The sequence below is a fragment of the Streptomyces sp. NPDC048560 genome (genome assembly GCF_040650955.1).
In the GTDB taxonomy this organism is placed as follows: Bacteria; Actinomycetota; Actinomycetes; order Streptomycetales; family Streptomycetaceae; genus Streptomyces.
In genome coordinates, this window is sequence record NZ_JBEZIJ010000001.1 from 1,404,704 (window position 1) to 1,420,506 (window position 15,803).

Genomic DNA, 15,803 nt, shown 5'->3' on the forward strand with positions numbered 1-15,803 from the left:
GTGGTCCTCCCGGATCATCAGAAGTCAGCTTGAGGGTGTGTGTGCATCACTGCCGCCGGCCGTGCGGGGGCCGCGGGCATCCGCTTCGGTGCCGAAGTCCACTGTGTCGTGACCGGCACCCCGATCCCCGTCACCGACGTGCCCGGCGACACCTGTGTCGCGGACGTCGGCCCCTGGACCGCTCTCGCCTTCGAACCCGTTCTCCTTGCGGAAGGAGTCGTAGATCTGGAGCAGCACGTTCTTCTGCCGCTCGTTGATCGACGGATCGGCCAGGATGACCGCCCGTGTCTCCAGCTCGTCCCGCTCCCGCTCGTCGAGGATTCCGGCCCGCACGTACAGCGTCTCGGCGGAGATCCGCAGGGCCTTGGCGACCTGCTGCAGCACCTCCGCGCTCGGCTTGCGCAGTCCGCGCTCGATCTGGCTGAGATACGGATTGGACACCCCGGCGGCTTCGGCGAGCTGCCGCAGCGAGAGCTGCGCCGTGCGCCGCTGCTCGCGGAGGTACTCACCGAGGCTGCCGACGTTGAGTGATGCCATGACTCGATACTGCAACACCCTTGCTAACTTTTGCAAGCGCCTGCTTGCAAAAGTGTTTCCGACGTCGGCCGACCGGGCTGTGCCTGGGCACGCGGGCTGTCCGGTCTCACGCGACCCGCTCCGATCTCACCCGGGCTGATCCGGCCCGGACCTACGCCTCACCGAACCTGCCCGGGGGCATTCCTGCGGTCCGGTACAGCACGCACCGGCGAAGCGGCCCCTCGGGCACGCTCGGATCCTCGAAGTCGTCGGCCGGGTCCCGCGTCATGCCGATCCGCCGCATCACCGCTCGGGAGCGCAGGTTGTTGACGGTCGTCGACGCAAGGACCTCCCGCAGCCCGAGGGCCCCGAAGCCGAAGGCCAGGCACGCGAGGGCGGCCTCGGTGGCGTAACCGTGACCCCACGCCGGACGTATCAACCGCCACCCGACGTCCACCCCCGAGAACGGCATGTCCTCGCCCACCGCGTCCAAGCCGGCACGGCCGACGAACTCACCGGTCTCCCGCGCTTCGAGCGCCCACCACCCGAAACCTCGCTCGTCGAACTCGGCCCGCATGAGTTCCACCGTGGCATCGCTCTGCTCCCGCGTCAGCAGTTCCCCGAGGTGTTCCCGGACTTCGGGATCGGCGTTCATCGCCGCCCATGGTTCGAGGTCGGACTCCCGCCACCGGCGGAACAGGAGACGATCGGTACGCAGTTCCGGCATGGTGCCCAGCCAACCTCCTCACGATCAGGGTGTCGATCGGTTATGGCTTGCCGGCGGACTCCCGCGCAGGCGATGACTGCCGGCGTCTTCGGCGAGAACTCCCGCTGTCCGCTCAGGTGTCGAAGGGGAGCTCAGGCCGGGCCCAGAGGGCGAGGTCGCCGCTGGTGGCGACCGCCAGGGTGAGGCCGGAGGGCCGCACACGGCAGCCGTACGGGTGTGAACGTGTGCACATGCCGCCCGGTCGCCGCCGCCGCACACCGGATGCGGCGACCCTGGAAAAACTTTCCGGGCTCGTGTCGATCCGGCCGCGGCCCGTTCGACGCAGGGGTGAGGGGCAGGGAAGGCCCCGCTGCGGGAACACCGCACCACCAGCACCGCACCACCCCGAACCGAGGAGTCACCATGCCGCGCTTCCTGACGATGATCCACAGCTCCGAGCAGAACGCCCCCACCGAGGATCCGGGCCCCGGCTTCGAGGAGCGCATGGGCGCTCTCCTGGAGGAGATCACCAAGGCCGGGGTCATGCTGGAGACCGCCGCCCTCACCCCGACCTCGGACGGCACCCGCATCACCTGGTCCGGCGGCAGGATGACGTACACCGACGGTCCCTTCACCGAGAGCAAGGAAGTCATCGGCGGGTACTCCATCATCCGCGCCAAGGACAAGGCGGAGGCGCTGGAGTGGGCCGACCGGTTCCTCCGGATCCACCCCGCGAGCTGGTCTCTCTCCGCCGAGGTCCGCCAGATCGACGAGGGCTGACCCGGGCCGGTTGCCGCATCGGGCCGGCCGGGGGACTCCGCGGACCCTGGCCGGCCCGCGCACGGCGCACTCGGGAGGGTGCGCGAAAACCGTTCGTGGGCGGGAGTGCCCTGCCCCTACCCTCGGCCCATGTCCCACGTGAAGACCGCGTACGTCTGCCTGCCGTGCAGGGCCTCGTACAAGCAGCCGTACGACCGGTCACGCGCCCGCGTCTGCCCGCGCTGCACCGGACCGCTGATCCACGTCGGTTCGGCCTTCGCCCCGCCGAAACGCAGGGACACCGCGGCCTGGCGGACGCTCTCGGTGCTGCTGCACGCGGGTATCCGCTTCCACAAGAGCTGCTGCTTCGGCGGTGCGGGCTACCGGCCCCGCACGCTCGGCGAGGTCCGGGAGCGCATGGCGTACGCGGAGAGCAGCGGGGAACCGTTCGCCAAGGTCCTCGTCCGGCGCGAACTCCACCGACACGGAGCATGAGGCCGGGCTGACTCCATGCGTGACTCGGCATGGGCATGACGCCGTGCGCAGGCTTCACTCCGGGCCGGTCACCCGGCTCACAGACGCACAGATCCGCGGCCGTGGAAATCCGTCTCCTGGCGGACAATCCGCCACGGACCTAATTGTTACGCTGGTGGGCATGACCGCCATGACTCCCACCCGCACGGAACCGGACCTCTCCTTCCTCCTCGACCACACCAGCCACGTCCTGCGCACCCAGATGTCGGCAGCCCTGGCCGAGATCGGGCTGACCTCGCGTATGCACTGCGTCCTGGTCCACGCCCTGGAGGAGGAGCGCACCCAGATCCAGCTCGCCGAGATCGGCGACATGGACAAGACCACGATGGTGGTGACCGTGGACGCCCTGGAGTCCGCCGGGCTCGCCGAGCGCCGCCCTTCCAGCCGCGACCGCCGCGCGAGGATCATCGCGGTCACCGAGTCGGGCGCCCTGCTGGCCGTGCAGAGCCAGGCCATCGTCGACCGGGTACACAAGGACGCGCTCGGCGCGCTCCCCGAGGACGACAGGACGGCGCTCCTCCGCTCCCTCAACCAGCTCGCCACCGGCCACCTGGCCACCCCCGCCGAGAGCCCCGCTCCGGTGCGGCGCGCCCGCCAGAGCAAGAAGTAGACGGCGAGGGGCCGAGGAACAACGGAAAAGCGAGACCGAGAGAGATAGTCTGCAACAAAACCATCTGCTACGGTTTCTCATGTCGACCCAACCGACAGGAGACGACCGATGCCCGCCACCGCACCGCCTCGCCCGGCCCCCTCCCCCGCACCCCCGGCCGCACCCGCCCCCTCGCTCCGCACCCGCAGGCTCGCACTCGGAGTCATCGCCACCGGGATGCTGATGATCGTGCTCGACGGCTCGATCGTGACCGTGGCGATGCCCGCCATCCAGGGCGATCTGGGGTTCACGCCCGCCGGCCTCAGCTGGGTGGTCAACGCCTACCTGATCGCCTTCGGAAGCCTGCTGCTGCTCGCCGGACGCCTCGGTGACCTGATCGGCCGCAAGCGGATGTTCGTGGCCGGCACCGCGGTGTTCACCGCCGCCTCCCTGCTGGCCGGGGCCGCCGCCTCGCCCGCCGTACTGATCGCCGCCCGCTTCCTCCAGGGCATCGGCAGCGCGATGGCCTCCGCGGTCGGCCTGGGCATACTCATCACCCTCTTCACCGATCCGCGCGAACGCGCCAGGGCCATCGCCGTCTTCTCCTTCACCGGCGCGGCGGGCGCCTCCATCGGGCAGGTGCTCGGCGGTGTCCTCACCGACGCCCTCGACTGGCACTGGATCTTCTTCATCAACCTGCCGATCGGGCTCGCCGCCCTCGCGGTCGCCGTGCGCGTCCTGCCCGCCGACCGCGGCCTCGGACTGGCGGCGGGAGCCGACCTTCTCGGTGCGCTCCTCGTCACCTCGGGCCTGATGCTCGGCATCTACACGGTCGTCAAGGCCGAGGAGCACGGCTGGACTTCGGCGCACACGCTCGGTCTCGGGGCACTCTCCCTCGCCCTGCTCGGCGGCTTCGTCGCCCGCCAGGCCACCGCCCGTACCCCGCTCATGCCGCTGCGGATCCTGCGGTCACGCGCCGTCCGGGGAGCCAACCTGGTCCAGATGCTGATGGTGGCCGCGCTGTTCTCCTTCCAGATCCTCGTGGCCCTCCACCTGCAGAACGTCCTCGGTTACGGTGCCGCCGAGACCGGTCTCGCCATGCTTCCGGCCGCCGCGGTCATCGGGGCCGTGTCGCTGGGCGTCTCCGCACGGCTGAACACCCGCTTCGGCGAGCGCGGTGTCCTGCTGGCCGGGATCGTGCTGCTGACCGCCGCGCTCGGCTTCCTCACCCGCCTGCCCACGCAGGCCGACTACGTCACCGACCTGCTGCCCGTGATGCTTCTCGCCGCCGGCTTCGGACTCGCGCTCCCGGCACTGACGACGCTCGGCATGTCCGGCGCGGGCGACGAGGACGCCGGGCTCGCCTCGGGACTCTTCAACACCACGCAGCAGATCGGGATGGCGCTCGGTGTCGCCGTGCTGTCCACCCTGGCGGCCACCCGCACCGACAGCCTCCGGGCGGCCGGCCACACCCGGGCCGAGGCCCTGACCGGCGGCTACCACTTGGCCTTCGGCATCGGCACGGGGCTGCTCGTCACCGCGTTCGCCGTCACCCTCCTCGTACTGCGCCGCCGCCCCACGACCGACGCGTGACCTTCCCGGTACGAACGTACGCACGAACCGACGCCTGACCCTCCCCGCACTTCCCCGCACGGACGAGAGGACCATCGCCATGAACGCAGCACACACCACCGCCGGGCCGGCCGAGACGGACGAGAAGCCCGCGGGCGGGCCCGCGCCCCGGGTCCTCACCGGGACCGAACTGTCACGGCTTCTGCGGGAGCAGCGGTTCGGGGTGCTCGCAAACGTCCGGAGCACCGGGCACCCCCACCTGTCGACCGTCCTCTACCACTGGGACGAGGAGACCCGCACCGTACGCGTCTCCACCACCGACGAGCGGCTCAAGTCCCGTCTCGTGCGACGGAATTCGCGCGCCGCCCTCCATGTCCAGGGGCCCGACATCTGGTCCTTCGCCGTGGCCGAGGGCGAGGCCGAGGTCTCGGAGCCGACCACCGCTCCCGGTGACGCGACCGGTCGTGAACTCCTGTCCCTGACACCGGGGTTCGAGGATCCGGCGGACGAGACGGCCTTCCTGGAACAGCTGGTGGCCGAGCGCCGTGTGGTGATCCGCATCCGGGTGTCCCGGCTGTACGGCACGGCCTTGGACATCCCCACGGCCGAGTGACCGGCCGGGCCGTGCATACTCGACGGCCCGGTCACGAAGCAGGACACCTCACAGGACGGACGGCACCCGCGATGCCCGCGAAGTACGTACTCTTCGACGTCGACGGCACCCTCGTCGACGCGCTCGCCAACCAGCGGCGCGTCTGGAGCACTTGGGCGGAGCGCCACGGACTCGACCCGGACGACGTCTACCGGACAGCACTGCGCACCCGCCCCATGGAGACGTTCGCCGAGGTCGCGCCGGACCTGGACCCCACCGCCTGCCTGGCCCTGCTGCACGAGCTGGAGGACGAGGACGTCCTGACCGGTCACTACACCGCCTTCGAGGGTGCGGCGGACCTGCTGGCCTCCCTGCCTGCCGGGTCGTGGGCCCTCGTGACGTCCAACTACGAGCACCGGGTGCGCGGCCGCTTCTCCCGTACGGGGCTGCCGGTGCCGGAGGTGATCGTGGACGCGGCCTCGGTCGAGGAGGGCAAACCGTCCCCCGCTCCGTACCTCCTGGCCGCCGAGCGGCTGGGCGCCCGGCCCGAGGACTGCCTGGTCGTCGAGGACGCCCCGTCCGGAGTCCTGTCGGGACTGCGGGCCGGCATGACCGTCTGGTCGGTGAACGCGCCCCTCGCCACAGCCGGCGCCCACCGCCACTTCACCGGCCTGCGCGAGGCCGCTCGCGGCATCGTCGGTTTCGCGACCGGCCCGGACGCCCCCGCCACCCGTCCCTTCGACGCGGTGCTGTGCGACCTGGACAACGTGATCCGCTTCTACGACACGACTCAACTGTCCGCGCTGGAACGGTCCGTGGACCTCCCCGAGGGCGCGACGACGGACGTCGCGTACTCCCCCGAGATCGACCTGCCCCTGCTCCTCGGCCGGATCACCCCCGACGAATGGGCGGGCACCATCGCCGCCCGCCTCCCCGGCCGGGTGACCGAGGTGCAGGGCTACGAGCTGGGGTACGCCCTCGCCCGGGCGCCGTTCCGGGCGGACGAGGCGGTGGTGGCGCTGCTGCGCCGGGTGCGGGAGAGGCTGCCGCTGGTCCTGGTCACCAACGCGTCCGTGCAGTTGGAGGAGGACCTCGTGCTGCTGGGCATCGACGACCTGGCCGACCATGTGGTCAGCAGCGCCCGTGAGGGAGTGGCCAAGCCGGACCGGGCCATCTACGAGACGGCGGCGGCCCGTGCGGGGGTGGCGGTGGAACGGTGCCTGTTCGTGGACGACCGTCAGGAGAACGTCGACGCGGCCGTGGCCCTGGGCATGACCGGGCTGCTCTACCGGGAACCCGCGGACCTGGAAGGGGCGTTGAGCCCGGTACTCGCCGGGTGACGCCGACGGGCCGCGCGGCTCCCGAGCGGCTCCGGCGGCCGGCCCCGTGCACCCGCGCCGGTCCGGCCGTGGCGGACCCCCGGCCCTACTCCAGACCCGACCTCAGCTGTACGAAGGCCAGCTCCGCCGCCTCCACCGCGCCCGGATACACCGCGTCCGCGCTCTCCCCCGCGTCGATCCGCCGCCAGTTCTCCTCGGCCAGGATGCGCAGGACGGCCACGATCTGACCTGCGGCCAGCCGTGCCGTGACCCCGCCGCCGAGCGCGCGGGCGAGCGCCGCCTCCGAGCGGCCCTGGTACGCGTACATCCGGGCGACCAGCGCCGGAGTGCCGTACAGCAGTCCGTGGAAGGCGAGAACGTGCGGGTTGTCGCAGAGGCCGGTCACCGGGTCACGGCCCGCAAGCCCGGCGAGGAAGTGCCGGTGCAGCGCGTCCAGCGGCGATTCGCCGTCCGCACGGCCCGCGACGGTCCGTGCGGCCTCGTCCTCGTGGTCGGCGAACCGGTGCAGTACGAGGTCTTCCTTGGCCGGGAAGTACCGGAACAGCGTGGGCTTGGAGATGTCGGCGGCCGCCGCCACCTCCGCCACCGAGACCTTGTCGAAGCCCCGCTCCAGGAACATGGTGATCGCCGCGTCGGAGACCGCCTGATAGGTCAGCTGCTTCTTCCGCTCCCGCAGACCGACCGGCGCGTGCGCCGCCACCCCGGACCCGGACTTCTCTCCACTCATGACTGCTAAGCCTACGCCCTTGACCTCAAGCGCACTTGACGTCCCGGAGTGCGCCCACCGCGCCGGAACGGCCGGCCGGGGCACGGGAGAGGCGTGATCACCATGCGAGTGGCGCGGGCCCACGCGGCGATCGAGGCGCGAAGCCTGCCCGGCACGGCGCCGCTCACCACCGGTACCGCCTGAGCGGCCCGGCTTCTCAGGCCCCGTCCTCCGCACGCCGGCGCCGGACGAGCACGTCGAGGCCGTCCAGGATCCGTTCCAGGCCGAAGGTGAACTCGTAGTCCGGCTCGTCGGGGTCGCTCATCACCCCGGACGCCATCAGGCGGGAGAGCGCCGGGTGTCTCACGGGGTCGATGAGCCGGTTCACGGTGTGCTCCCAGGCGGCCATCACGTCCTGGGCGGGGACACCCCGCGCCTCGACGGCCGCCGCGAGGTCGCTCATCAGCAGTGCCTCGCTCCGCACGAAACCGCCGACGAGGAGGATGGCGGAGATCTTGTCGCCCTCGTGGAGGCCGCTGCCGTCCAGCGCCTGGAGCCCTTGTTCCCACCAGGCGACCGAGTGGGGACTCGCGGGCGGGCCCTGGATCGGAATGCGGAGCACCCACAGATTGCGGTGGAACACGTCGCGCTGCGCCAGGGCCCACTGACTGATCGCCTCGCGCCAGCCCGCGCCGGTCTCCAGTGCGGGCAGGGCAACGGGCGGGCCCATGGCGGCCTCCTGCATCAGGACGTAGAGCTCGTCCTTGGCGGAGACGTACCGGTAGAGCGCCATGGTCGACGCCCCCAGCTCCTTGGCGACCCGGCCCATCGAGACGGCGGACACCCCCTCGGCCGCGGCGATCGCCATGGCGGCGGCCACGATGCGGTCCAGGCTCAGCCCGGGCCTCGGCCCCTTGACCGGACGCTCGCGCAGCCCCCAGGCGGCCTCGATGCTGGCCGGCAGGCCCGTACCGGCCCCGCCCGGCGCGCCGTCCTTCTCACCCACGTGGACCCCACCTTCCCTTGACCACCATCCTAGGTTTGCGTAATGCTTACGCAATAACGCGTATGCCATACGCAGAAGGAGGCGGGTCATGAGCGGCACCGACCGTGACACCGGCAGCGACAGGACGGCCCCGCCCGGCTCGATCGAGGCGCACGGCCTCACCAAGTCCTACGGGAAGCCCGCGGTCCGGGTCCTCGACGGCATCGATCTCCACGTCGGCCCCGCCACCGTCTTCGCCCTGCTCGGACCCAACGGCGCGGGCAAGACCACCGCCGTACGCATCCTCGCCACCCTCACCGAGCCGGACTCCGGAGCCGCCCGCGTCGCCGGGTACGACATCGCCACCGAGCGCGGCAAGGTCCGCCGGGCGATCAGCCTGACCGGCCAGTTCGCCGCCGTCGACGAGACGCAGACCGGCGAGGAGAACCTGCGCATGATGGCCCGCCTGACCGGCCTCACGCGCGCCGCCGCCCGCCGGCGCGCGGACGAACTCCTCGTCCGCTTCGGCCTCACCGACGCGGCCCGCCGCCTCGTCCGCACGTACTCCGGCGGTATGCGGCGCCGCCTCGACCTGGCCGCCGGACTCGTCGGCTCCCCCGAACCAGGCGTCTTCTTCCTCGACGAACCCACGACCGGCCTCGACCCCCGCAGCCGCCAGGAGCTCTGGCAGGTCGTCCGCGAACTCGCCGACCGGGGCGCGGCGGTGCTCCTCACCACGCAGTACCTGGAGGAGGCCGACCGCCTCGCCGACCGGATCGCCGTGCTCGACAAGGGCCGGATCGCCGCCGAGGGCACCCCCGCGACCCTCAAGTCCAGGGTCTCCGGCCACCGGCTCGACGTCGTCCTCACCGACGGCGCGGCCTATCTGCGCCTCGCCACCCGCGCCGTCCACCACTCCCCCGAGACCCTCACTCTCGGGCTTCCCACGGACGGCACGGCGGCCCACGTCCGCGCCCTCCTCGACGAGATCGACCCCACCAGGACCGACGTGGCGCGCTTCACCGTGCACAGCGCGAGCCTCGACGACGTCTTCCTCGCCCTCACCGCGGAGGTTCCGGCCCATGTCTGACACACCGGGAGTCCTCGCGCACGCCATGGTCATGACGGGCCGCAGCCTGCGCATCAGCCGCCGCAACATCGACGCCGTCATCACCTCGATGATGCTGCCGGTCATGCTGATGCTGATCTTCGTCTACTTCTTCGGCGGCGCGATCGACACGGGCACCGCGTACGACTCGTACGTGATGTACGTCGTTCCGGGCGTCCTGCTCCTGTGCGTCGGCTTCGGCTCCGCGACCACGGCGGTGGCCGTCAGCGAGGACATGAAGGGCGGCATCATCGACCGCTTCCGCTCCCTCGACATCGGCGGCACCGCGATCCTGGCGGGGCACGTGGCGGCGAGCACGGTGCGCAACCTCCTCTCCACGAGCCTGGTCCTCGGCGTCGCCCTCCTGATCGGCTTCCGCCCCGCCGCCACAGCGGCCGGCTGGCTCGCGGCGGCCGTCGTCCTGCTCGCCTACATCGTGGCGCTGTCGTGGATCTCGGCGGCGATCGGCCTGCTCGCCCGCACCCCGGAGGCGGCGAGCGGATTCACGTTCTTCATGTCGTTCCTGCCGTACCCCAGCAGCGCGTTCGTCCCTGTCGACTCGATGCCCGCCTGGCTCCACGGCTTCGCCGACCACCAGCCGATCACGCCGGGCATCGAATCGCTCCGCGCCCTTCTCCTGGGCGGGGCCGTGGGAGACACCGCCTGGCTCGCCCTCACCTGGACGGCGGGCATCCTGCTGGTGGCCGTCGCGCTGTCGGGAGCCCTCTTCAGGATCCGGACGCGTTGACCGGGCCGGGCCGGTCACGGAACCAGCGGACGTACGCGGCCATCACCTCGGGAAGCGTGGGAACGGCCGTCGCGCCCAGCACCTCACCGGCATCGTCGAGCACCTCACGGACCCGGTGCGCGACCAGGGGGAGCCGCCCCCAGTTCAGCCGGCCACCGGGCTGCTCCAGAGCGACGGCCCCGCGGATCACATCGGTGTAGACGGACTGGGCGCGCTTGTAGGAGCGCAGGACGTCCAGGTCCTCGCCCCACCCCTTCACGCACCCCGGCCTGACCTCCTCGACCGCCCCGGCCCACAGCCGCGCGATCCGCTCGGCCTCCTTCTGCGGGTAGCGCATCAGATGGAGGTGCGTCGCCAGGTCGTAGAGCGGATCGCCGATCATGGCCAGTTCCCAGTCGATGGTCCACAGATCGCCCCCGGCCCGGTCCACGACGAAGTTGTACCGGTGGAGATCGCCGTGGACCAGAGCGAAGGACCGGCGCGCCAGACCGTCCGCCCGTCGCCTCAGCCCATGCAACGCACTGTCGTCCACGCGGAGTTCCTCGAAGAGGGAGTGGTACGGGGCACCGTGCCTGAGGTACACCTGCTGCTCGGTGAAGGTGATCAGCCGGCCCAGGAAGCCGGCCGTGTCACCGTCGCCGGGGCGGTCGGCCTCCTCGCAGATCCGCTGAGCGCCGACGGAGTCGATGTCGACGGAGACCAACTCGGAGAAGAGCTGCCCCAGCTGGCCGCAGTGACGCGGCGAGAGTGCCTTGCCTGCCAGCACGCCCCTGCCGAGGGTCCGCCCTTCGATGAAGCCCTGCAGCAGGACGCCCTCGCCCACCGTGACGATCTCGGGGATCCGGCTGATCCGGCCGTCCAGTTCCTGGAGCAGCCGGTCCTGCGAGGCGAAGCAGCGCCGGTCGAACCAGAGCAGACCCGGCCTCGGCTCGCGCACCTTGAAGCGCCGGGCGCCGCCCGGCAGCGGAATGACGTACGTCTCGTTGTGATGCCCCTTGAGGGGACCCTCGATGGCGGGACTGGTGTCGCCCAGTCCGGCGGTCGCCGCCGCGCGGCTGCGGACCTCGGGTGTCATGTCGACTGCCATGAATGGGGATGACCTCGGCGGTGAAGGACTCGGCGGTAAGGGGCGGCGGATCGGCCGGTGACGGGGAAATTACCACCGCCGCGTTACGTCCGCCCTCTTCGACCCACCCGCTCGAACACCCGTCCCTTTACCGGGCGTACAGCCCGCACGGACGTCCGCGTGGCCTCAGAGGCCCCGCTCCCCTCCTCGCACCGTGGCGGGCACCGCGAGGAGCAGGGTCTTCAGCGAGCCCAGTACGACCTGCGCACCCGCGGCCCGCAGCTTCCCGTACTTCTCGGCATCCGTCGCATAGCCCAGAAAGGGCACTCCGGCGGCCCGGGCGGCATGGACGTCGTCCGGGGAGTCGCCGATCATCAGCGCGTCGGCCGCCGCCGTCCCCGTGGAGTCGAGCGCCCTGTGCAGACAGTCCGGGTCCGGTTTGAGACGGCCAGGGTCGAGCGTCCTGCCGTGTATGTGCTTCTCGGGAAGCCCGGCCACCCCCCACACCTCCAGAAAACGGATCACCGCCGCCGGGGAGTTGTTGGTCGTGACGGCCATCCGGTGGTCCGAGTCGGCGAGCCGCCGGATCAGGGGCAGCACGAAGGGGGTCGGTTCCGCCTTGGCCGCCGCCTCGCACTCCTCCGTGGAGAGGAACCGTTCCAGCTCACGCATCGCCGCCGCCGACGCCCCACGGGCGGCGGCGGAACGCAGGACGGCGAGCGGGTCCCTGCCGACGTCCCGGCCTGTCTCCTCCGAAGGGCCGGCGCCCAGTTCCCGCATACGCGCGGCGAGCCGCTCCGCGACCCCTTCCGCCGGATGCCGGGCGAAGAGCGGGCAGAGTGGGCCGTCGAAGTCGAAAAGTACGCACTGGGCAGTCGCAAGGAGGCCGCGCAGGTCGGTCACGTCGCTCCGTCCGTCGGGGGCGGCAGGCTGACAGACTGCGCCTTCGGCCTTTCATACTGCCCTCAATAGGCTTACATGAAAGGGCTGTTGGTACCGAAGATGCTCACGTCCGAAGGTCCAGGTCGGTCGCGATCGTGTTCCACAGACCGTCGAACCACGCCTCGGACTGCGTGACGAACAACTGGTCGCGCACCCCCGCGGACGTCTCGAAGGGGAAGAGCGTCGAGTCGCTGCCCAGCGCGTCGAAGAGCTCGACGGGGGTGCCCCCGATCAGCTCCTCCCGCTTGGTCACCGTGTAGTACGCGAACAGCGCCTCGGAGCCGTTCAGCAGGTAGAGCTTCACGGGCGGCGTGAAGGGTAGCGCCTTCAGGGACACCTCGACGTCGATGGCACGCGTACTGCGCAGCGACTCCAGGTTGTGCTTCAGCACCTGCAGCTGGGAGTTGCGCAGTCCGAGCCAGCGGTCATGGACCGACTGGTCGTTCGCCACCGGCTCCGCGCGCCGGGGGAAGGCCAGGTCGAGCGTGCGGGCCGGGAGCATGATGCGCACCCGCACGCTGCTGGGGGCCGGCCCTCCCGCCCTGATCTGCTGGAGGGGGTCCGCCAGCGCGAGCGTGAGCGACTCGGCGGTCAGGCACAGCGCGTCTATCCGCACCTCGTCCTCGGCGAACGCGGCCATGATCCGGGGCCCGAGCCCGGCCGCCGTCTGCAAGGGGGCCTCACTGTCCGAGGGCTGAGCGACCTTCGGCGGGGCGCCCCTGGTCACAGCGGTGAGCAGGCCGTCCCCCTGGAGGTACTGCAGGGCCTGCCGGATCACCCCGCGCTCGACAGCGAACTCCGCCGCCAGAGCGGACTGTGTCGGGAGATGGTCCCCGGCCTTCAGTTCACCGGTACGGATACGCGTGCGCAGGACGTCCGCCACCTCCAGGGGTGAGGACTTCCGGTCACGGTTCATAGCTGTGCGCTCAGGAGTCACAACAGAACGCTACAACTTCGCACCATCGAGCGGGAGTTGTTGTGGAGTTGTTTATGAGATGGCACCAACTGGGAACAACTCAGTTAGTTGGTCGCTCCTCATCGAGGGCGGCCCGGGTACGTCACCCGCTCGCCCGTCCACCGTCGTACGGGTGCTGTCGGCGCATCGGCTGAATCCCCGGAGCCTCTCCCGCTCCCCACCTCCTGAGGAGGGACCGCCATGCCCTTGTTCACCCTTGCCCTGGAACAGTTCGCGGAATGGAAGCTGGGCACCATCGGCGGCCTGGGTGTCGCGGGAGTGGCCGTCGGCGTGAAAGCCGGCAGCCCGCGGATCGTGCTCGTCTGCCTGTTCGTCCTCGCCCTGCTCGCCGGCTCCGCCCACGCGGCGTCCTCAGAACATGTCCGGGCACCACGCACGGCGGCCCGTGCGGAGCGCCGCGTCCGCGGCAACCGCCGCACCCGCCCGGCTCTCCTCGACCCGGCCGAGGTCCCGCAACCGGAGAACCGATTCGTCGCCCAGGTACAGCGTCCCCAACTCCCGTACGTCCAGGGTCAGATCGGCGCTCTCCGTCGTCGGCACGCAGGAGGCGCCGGCCGGGGAGGCGTCCAGGCGGAAGCGGCCCGCGGTGAGGCCCGCCGTGTCCTGGACGTCCAGGACCAGGGTGGCCTCGGCCGCGTACGTACGGGCCTCCAGCGCGCGGGGGACGTCCAGGATCCTCAGCCACAGCCAGTCCACCTGCGTCACGATCCGCGCGGCGCGGGGATCGGGCAGGAGCAGGGGCAGCAGGTCGTCGGGGGCCCGGTATCCGGAGCGGACCGTGGTGATCCAGTCGATCGAGCAGACGAACCGCCACAGCGCCCGCTCCGCCGCCGGGGTCGCCGCGATCAGGGTCTTCACCGTCGCCTTGTTCAGCGGCTGCTTCGCGTCGCCCCAGTTGTCGTCGGCCCGGTACACGGCCAGGCCGTCGACCTCGCCGTCCGCCCCACGGTAGACCGCGTAGAACGGGTCCTTCCAGCCGTCCGCCGCCGGCACGCCGACACCCGTGTTGAACTCCCACCAGCGCTGGTCGCGGCTGATCACCCCGGGAGTACGGGCGGCCAGCCGGTCATGGAGCGCGGGGCCCAGCTTGCGTACCTCCGCGCCGTCCACCAGGTCGATCCGGCCGCCGTCCGCCTCCGAAGGAACGGGCCTGCGCAGGTCCAGGCCGGCGCGGGTGACGTCGACCTCCCACTCCGTCGTCCACGTCGCCGGGCCGAAGCCGTACCGCCCGTAGATCGGGTACTCCGCCGCGATCAGCGTGGCGACCACGTCGCCACGCTCCTTCGCCGCCGCCAGATCCGCGGCCATCATCCGGCCGAGCAGCCCGCGGCGGCGGTGCGTGGGCGTCACCGTCACCGCGCTGATCGCGTCGGCCGGCACGGTGGCGCCGCCCACGACGGTCAGCTCCTGGGCGAACGACCGGAAGGTCGCCACACACCGCTCGCCTTCGAAGACGCCCCGCACCCTGCTCAGATCGGTATGGGCCAGCCGTACCTTGATCTCGTCCTCCGCCGGCGCGGCAGCGCGCAGAAAGCCGGTCCCCACGGCCCGAAGCCACTCGGGGTACTCGGACTCGGAGACGGTGCGGAGATCAAGATTCATACACCCACGCTAGCCAGAGATCCGGCGGGATGTCGCGTGCATTAGGGGCCCGGCCGTCACGCCGGCTCCTGTCAGAACGCCGCGCGGATCACGCCCACTTCGTCGCTTCCGCCCAGCAGCGGCGCCCGGCCGATCCGGGAGACCACCGGCGCCTCGATGCCGAGCATGTCCAGCGCGCGGGCCAGCACCGGACCCAGCGCTCGCGTGGCACCGTCGTCGATCTTGAAGGCCAGCGCCCTGCCGTCCGCGAGGGCCACCGCCTGCACGGCCTCCGCTCCCATCTTCGAGAGTGTGCCCGGCACCTCCCGCATCAGCCAGGTGTCGGGGCGCCGCGTCCCCGCGACGTACTCGGGGTGGGCGCGCATCGCGTCCGCGACCCGTCGCTCCGCCGTGCCCGGCTCCGCCAGCACGAAGGAACGGAACGCGCGCGCCAGCCCCACGAGGCCGATCCCCATCAGAGGAGCACCGCAGCCGTCCGTACCGACCGCGGCCACCGGCTCGCCGGCCGCCTCCTCGACCACCTGGCGCACCAGCTGCTGGAGCGGGTGCGCGGGGTCGAGATAGCTCGCCGTGTCCCAGCCGTTCTGTGCGCAGACCGCGAGCATCGCCGTGTGCTTGCCGGAACAGTTCATCGTGAGCCGCTCCCTGACCTGCCCGGCGGCGAGGTACGACTCGGCCTCGACCGGGTCGAGCGGCAGATCCGGCGGCGTCTGGAGGTCATCGGGCGTCAGCCCGTACTCGGCGAGCATCTTGCGCACGAGATCGAGGTGGAAGCCCTCCCCCGAATGGCTCGCCGCGGCCAGCGCCAGCCGCTCGCCGTCGAGGTCCAGTCCCGCCCGCAGGATCGCGGCGGCCTGCATCGGCTTGTTCGAGGAGCGCGGGAACACCGGCGCCGCCGGGTCCCCCAGCGCGTACTCGACGCTGCCGTCCGCGGCCAGCACGACCAGTGACCCCCGGTGGAGGCCCTCGACGAAACCGGACCGTACGACCTCGGCCAGCACGGGCCGGGTGGCTATGGCGGGCGAGGGAGTGGCGCTGGAGGTCATGGTGGCCTTCCGGGGA

Annotated in this window: 17 protein-coding genes and 1 pseudogene; 9 read left to right on the plus strand and 9 right to left on the minus strand. The window is 71.4% G+C overall.

What is annotated here, in order from left to right:
• Positions 1–24 precede the first annotated feature (24 nt).
• Positions 25–537, minus strand: coding sequence for a helix-turn-helix transcriptional regulator (locus AB0C82_RS06420; RefSeq protein WP_362836804.1), 513 nt, complete (start codon positions 535–537; stop codon positions 25–27).
• A 151-nt stretch (positions 538–688) separates the two neighbouring features.
• Entirely contained in the window at positions 689–1,243 is a 555-nt protein-coding gene (locus AB0C82_RS06425) for a GNAT family N-acetyltransferase (RefSeq protein WP_362836806.1), read from the minus strand.
• Between the two features lie 402 nt (positions 1,244–1,645).
• Here AB0C82_RS06425 and AB0C82_RS06430 point away from each other — a divergent pair, with 402 nt between their 5' ends.
• From AB0C82_RS06430 to AB0C82_RS06460, 7 genes and pseudogenes are all read left to right on the plus strand, one after another.
• Positions 1,646–2,002, plus strand: a complete 357-nt coding sequence (locus AB0C82_RS06430; RefSeq protein WP_362836808.1) for a YciI family protein — start codon at positions 1,646–1,648, stop codon at positions 2,000–2,002.
• A gap of 129 nt (positions 2,003–2,131) precedes the next feature.
• On the plus strand, positions 2,132–2,476 hold the full coding sequence (locus AB0C82_RS06435; protein WP_362836810.1) for a deoxyxylulose-5-phosphate synthase: 345 nt from the start codon (positions 2,132–2,134) through the stop codon (positions 2,474–2,476).
• A gap of 160 nt (positions 2,477–2,636) precedes the next feature.
• On the plus strand, positions 2,637–3,125 hold the full coding sequence (locus tag AB0C82_RS06440) for a MarR family winged helix-turn-helix transcriptional regulator (RefSeq protein ID WP_362836812.1): 489 nt from the start codon (positions 2,637–2,639) through the stop codon (positions 3,123–3,125).
• A 108-nt stretch (positions 3,126–3,233) separates the two neighbouring features.
• The gene (locus AB0C82_RS06445) at positions 3,234–4,697 is read left to right on the plus strand and encodes an MFS transporter (protein ID WP_362836814.1); all 1,464 of its coding nucleotides are present in this window, start codon (positions 3,234–3,236) and stop codon (positions 4,695–4,697) included.
• Between the two features lie 79 nt (positions 4,698–4,776).
• Entirely contained in the window at positions 4,777–5,289 is a 513-nt protein-coding gene (locus AB0C82_RS06450; RefSeq protein WP_362836816.1) for a TIGR03618 family F420-dependent PPOX class oxidoreductase, read from the plus strand.
• Positions 5,290–5,360: 71 nt separating this feature from the next.
• Positions 5,361–5,981: pseudogene (locus AB0C82_RS06455) on the plus strand (HAD-IA family hydrolase); the annotation flags it as partial.
• Positions 5,982–6,014: 33 nt separating this feature from the next.
• Positions 6,015–6,608, plus strand: coding sequence for an HAD-IA family hydrolase (locus AB0C82_RS06460; protein WP_362837091.1), 594 nt, complete (start codon positions 6,015–6,017; stop codon positions 6,606–6,608).
• An 85-nt stretch (positions 6,609–6,693) separates the two neighbouring features.
• On the opposite strand, the gene AB0C82_RS06465 is transcribed toward AB0C82_RS06460, so the two are convergent.
• Complete coding sequence (locus AB0C82_RS06465; RefSeq protein ID WP_362836818.1) at positions 6,694–7,335, minus strand: TetR family transcriptional regulator; 642 nt, start codon at positions 7,333–7,335, stop codon at positions 6,694–6,696.
• 196 nt (positions 7,336–7,531) lie between these two features.
• Complete coding sequence (locus tag AB0C82_RS06470) at positions 7,532–8,320, minus strand: TetR/AcrR family transcriptional regulator (RefSeq protein ID WP_362836820.1); 789 nt, start codon at positions 8,318–8,320, stop codon at positions 7,532–7,534.
• An 88-nt stretch (positions 8,321–8,408) separates the two neighbouring features.
• Between AB0C82_RS06470 and AB0C82_RS06475 the strand changes: the two genes are divergently transcribed.
• Together AB0C82_RS06475 and AB0C82_RS06480 are read left to right on the plus strand one after the other, a co-directional pair.
• Positions 8,409–9,389 (plus strand): ATP-binding cassette domain-containing protein, encoded by a 981-nt coding sequence (locus AB0C82_RS06475; protein ID WP_362836822.1) that lies wholly within the window; start codon positions 8,409–8,411, stop codon positions 9,387–9,389.
• Positions 9,382–10,155: an ABC transporter permease gene (locus AB0C82_RS06480; RefSeq protein WP_362836824.1), complete on the plus strand. Its 774-nt coding sequence runs from the start codon at positions 9,382–9,384 to the stop codon at positions 10,153–10,155. Before AB0C82_RS06475 ends, AB0C82_RS06480 begins: the two co-directional genes overlap by 8 nt.
• Here the strand turns inward: AB0C82_RS06480 and AB0C82_RS06485 are convergent.
• The 5 genes from AB0C82_RS06485 to AB0C82_RS06505 form a co-directional block, all read right to left on the minus strand.
• Complete coding sequence (locus AB0C82_RS06485; protein ID WP_362836826.1) at positions 10,136–11,242, minus strand: aminoglycoside phosphotransferase family protein; 1,107 nt, start codon at positions 11,240–11,242, stop codon at positions 10,136–10,138. The genes AB0C82_RS06480 and AB0C82_RS06485 overlap by 20 nt on opposite strands.
• 165 nt (positions 11,243–11,407) lie before the next feature.
• The gene (locus AB0C82_RS06490) at positions 11,408–12,124 is read right to left on the minus strand and encodes an HAD family hydrolase (RefSeq protein WP_362836828.1); all 717 of its coding nucleotides are present in this window, start codon (positions 12,122–12,124) and stop codon (positions 11,408–11,410) included.
• A 103-nt stretch (positions 12,125–12,227) separates the two neighbouring features.
• On the minus strand, positions 12,228–13,079 hold the full coding sequence (locus AB0C82_RS06495; RefSeq protein WP_362836830.1) for a winged helix-turn-helix domain-containing protein: 852 nt from the start codon (positions 13,077–13,079) through the stop codon (positions 12,228–12,230).
• 411 nt (positions 13,080–13,490) lie between these two features.
• Positions 13,491–14,741, minus strand: coding sequence for a GNAT family N-acetyltransferase (locus AB0C82_RS06500; protein WP_362836832.1), 1,251 nt, complete (start codon positions 14,739–14,741; stop codon positions 13,491–13,493).
• A 71-nt stretch (positions 14,742–14,812) separates the two neighbouring features.
• Entirely contained in the window at positions 14,813–15,787 is a 975-nt protein-coding gene (locus AB0C82_RS06505) for an asparaginase (protein ID WP_362836834.1), read from the minus strand.
• Between the last annotated feature and the right edge of the window lie 16 nt (positions 15,788–15,803).

Bases quoted from the DNA above. Each gene is read 5' to 3' on its own strand.
- AB0C82_RS06435 (WP_362836810.1), top strand. From the start codon at position 2,132: ATGTCCCACGTGAAGACCGCGTACGTCTGCCTGCCGTGCAGGGCCTCG.
- AB0C82_RS06450 (WP_362836816.1), top strand. From the start codon at position 4,777: ATGAACGCAGCACACACCACCGCCGGGCCGGCCGAGACGGACGAGAAG.
- AB0C82_RS06420 (WP_362836804.1), bottom strand. From the start codon at position 537: ATGGCATCACTCAACGTCGGCAGCCTCGGTGAGTACCTCCGCGAGCAG.
- AB0C82_RS06425 (WP_362836806.1), bottom strand. From the start codon at position 1,243: ATGCCGGAACTGCGTACCGATCGTCTCCTGTTCCGCCGGTGGCGGGAG.
- AB0C82_RS06465 (WP_362836818.1), bottom strand. From the start codon at position 7,335: ATGAGTGGAGAGAAGTCCGGGTCCGGGGTGGCGGCGCACGCGCCGGTC.
- AB0C82_RS06495 (WP_362836830.1), bottom strand. From the start codon at position 13,079: ATGAACCGTGACCGGAAGTCCTCACCCCTGGAGGTGGCGGACGTCCTG.
- AB0C82_RS06475 (WP_362836822.1), top strand. From the start codon at position 8,409: ATGAGCGGCACCGACCGTGACACCGGCAGCGACAGGACGGCCCCGCCC.
- AB0C82_RS06485 (WP_362836826.1), bottom strand. From the start codon at position 11,242: ATGGCAGTCGACATGACACCCGAGGTCCGCAGCCGCGCGGCGGCGACC.
- AB0C82_RS06430 (WP_362836808.1), top strand. From the start codon at position 1,646: ATGCCGCGCTTCCTGACGATGATCCACAGCTCCGAGCAGAACGCCCCC.
- AB0C82_RS06445 (WP_362836814.1), top strand. From the start codon at position 3,234: ATGCCCGCCACCGCACCGCCTCGCCCGGCCCCCTCCCCCGCACCCCCG.
- AB0C82_RS06505 (WP_362836834.1), bottom strand. From the start codon at position 15,787: ATGACCTCCAGCGCCACTCCCTCGCCCGCCATAGCCACCCGGCCCGTG.
- AB0C82_RS06500 (WP_362836832.1), bottom strand. From the start codon at position 14,741: ATGAATCTTGATCTCCGCACCGTCTCCGAGTCCGAGTACCCCGAGTGG.
- AB0C82_RS06480 (WP_362836824.1), top strand. From the start codon at position 9,382: ATGTCTGACACACCGGGAGTCCTCGCGCACGCCATGGTCATGACGGGC.
- AB0C82_RS06440 (WP_362836812.1), top strand. From the start codon at position 2,637: ATGACCGCCATGACTCCCACCCGCACGGAACCGGACCTCTCCTTCCTC.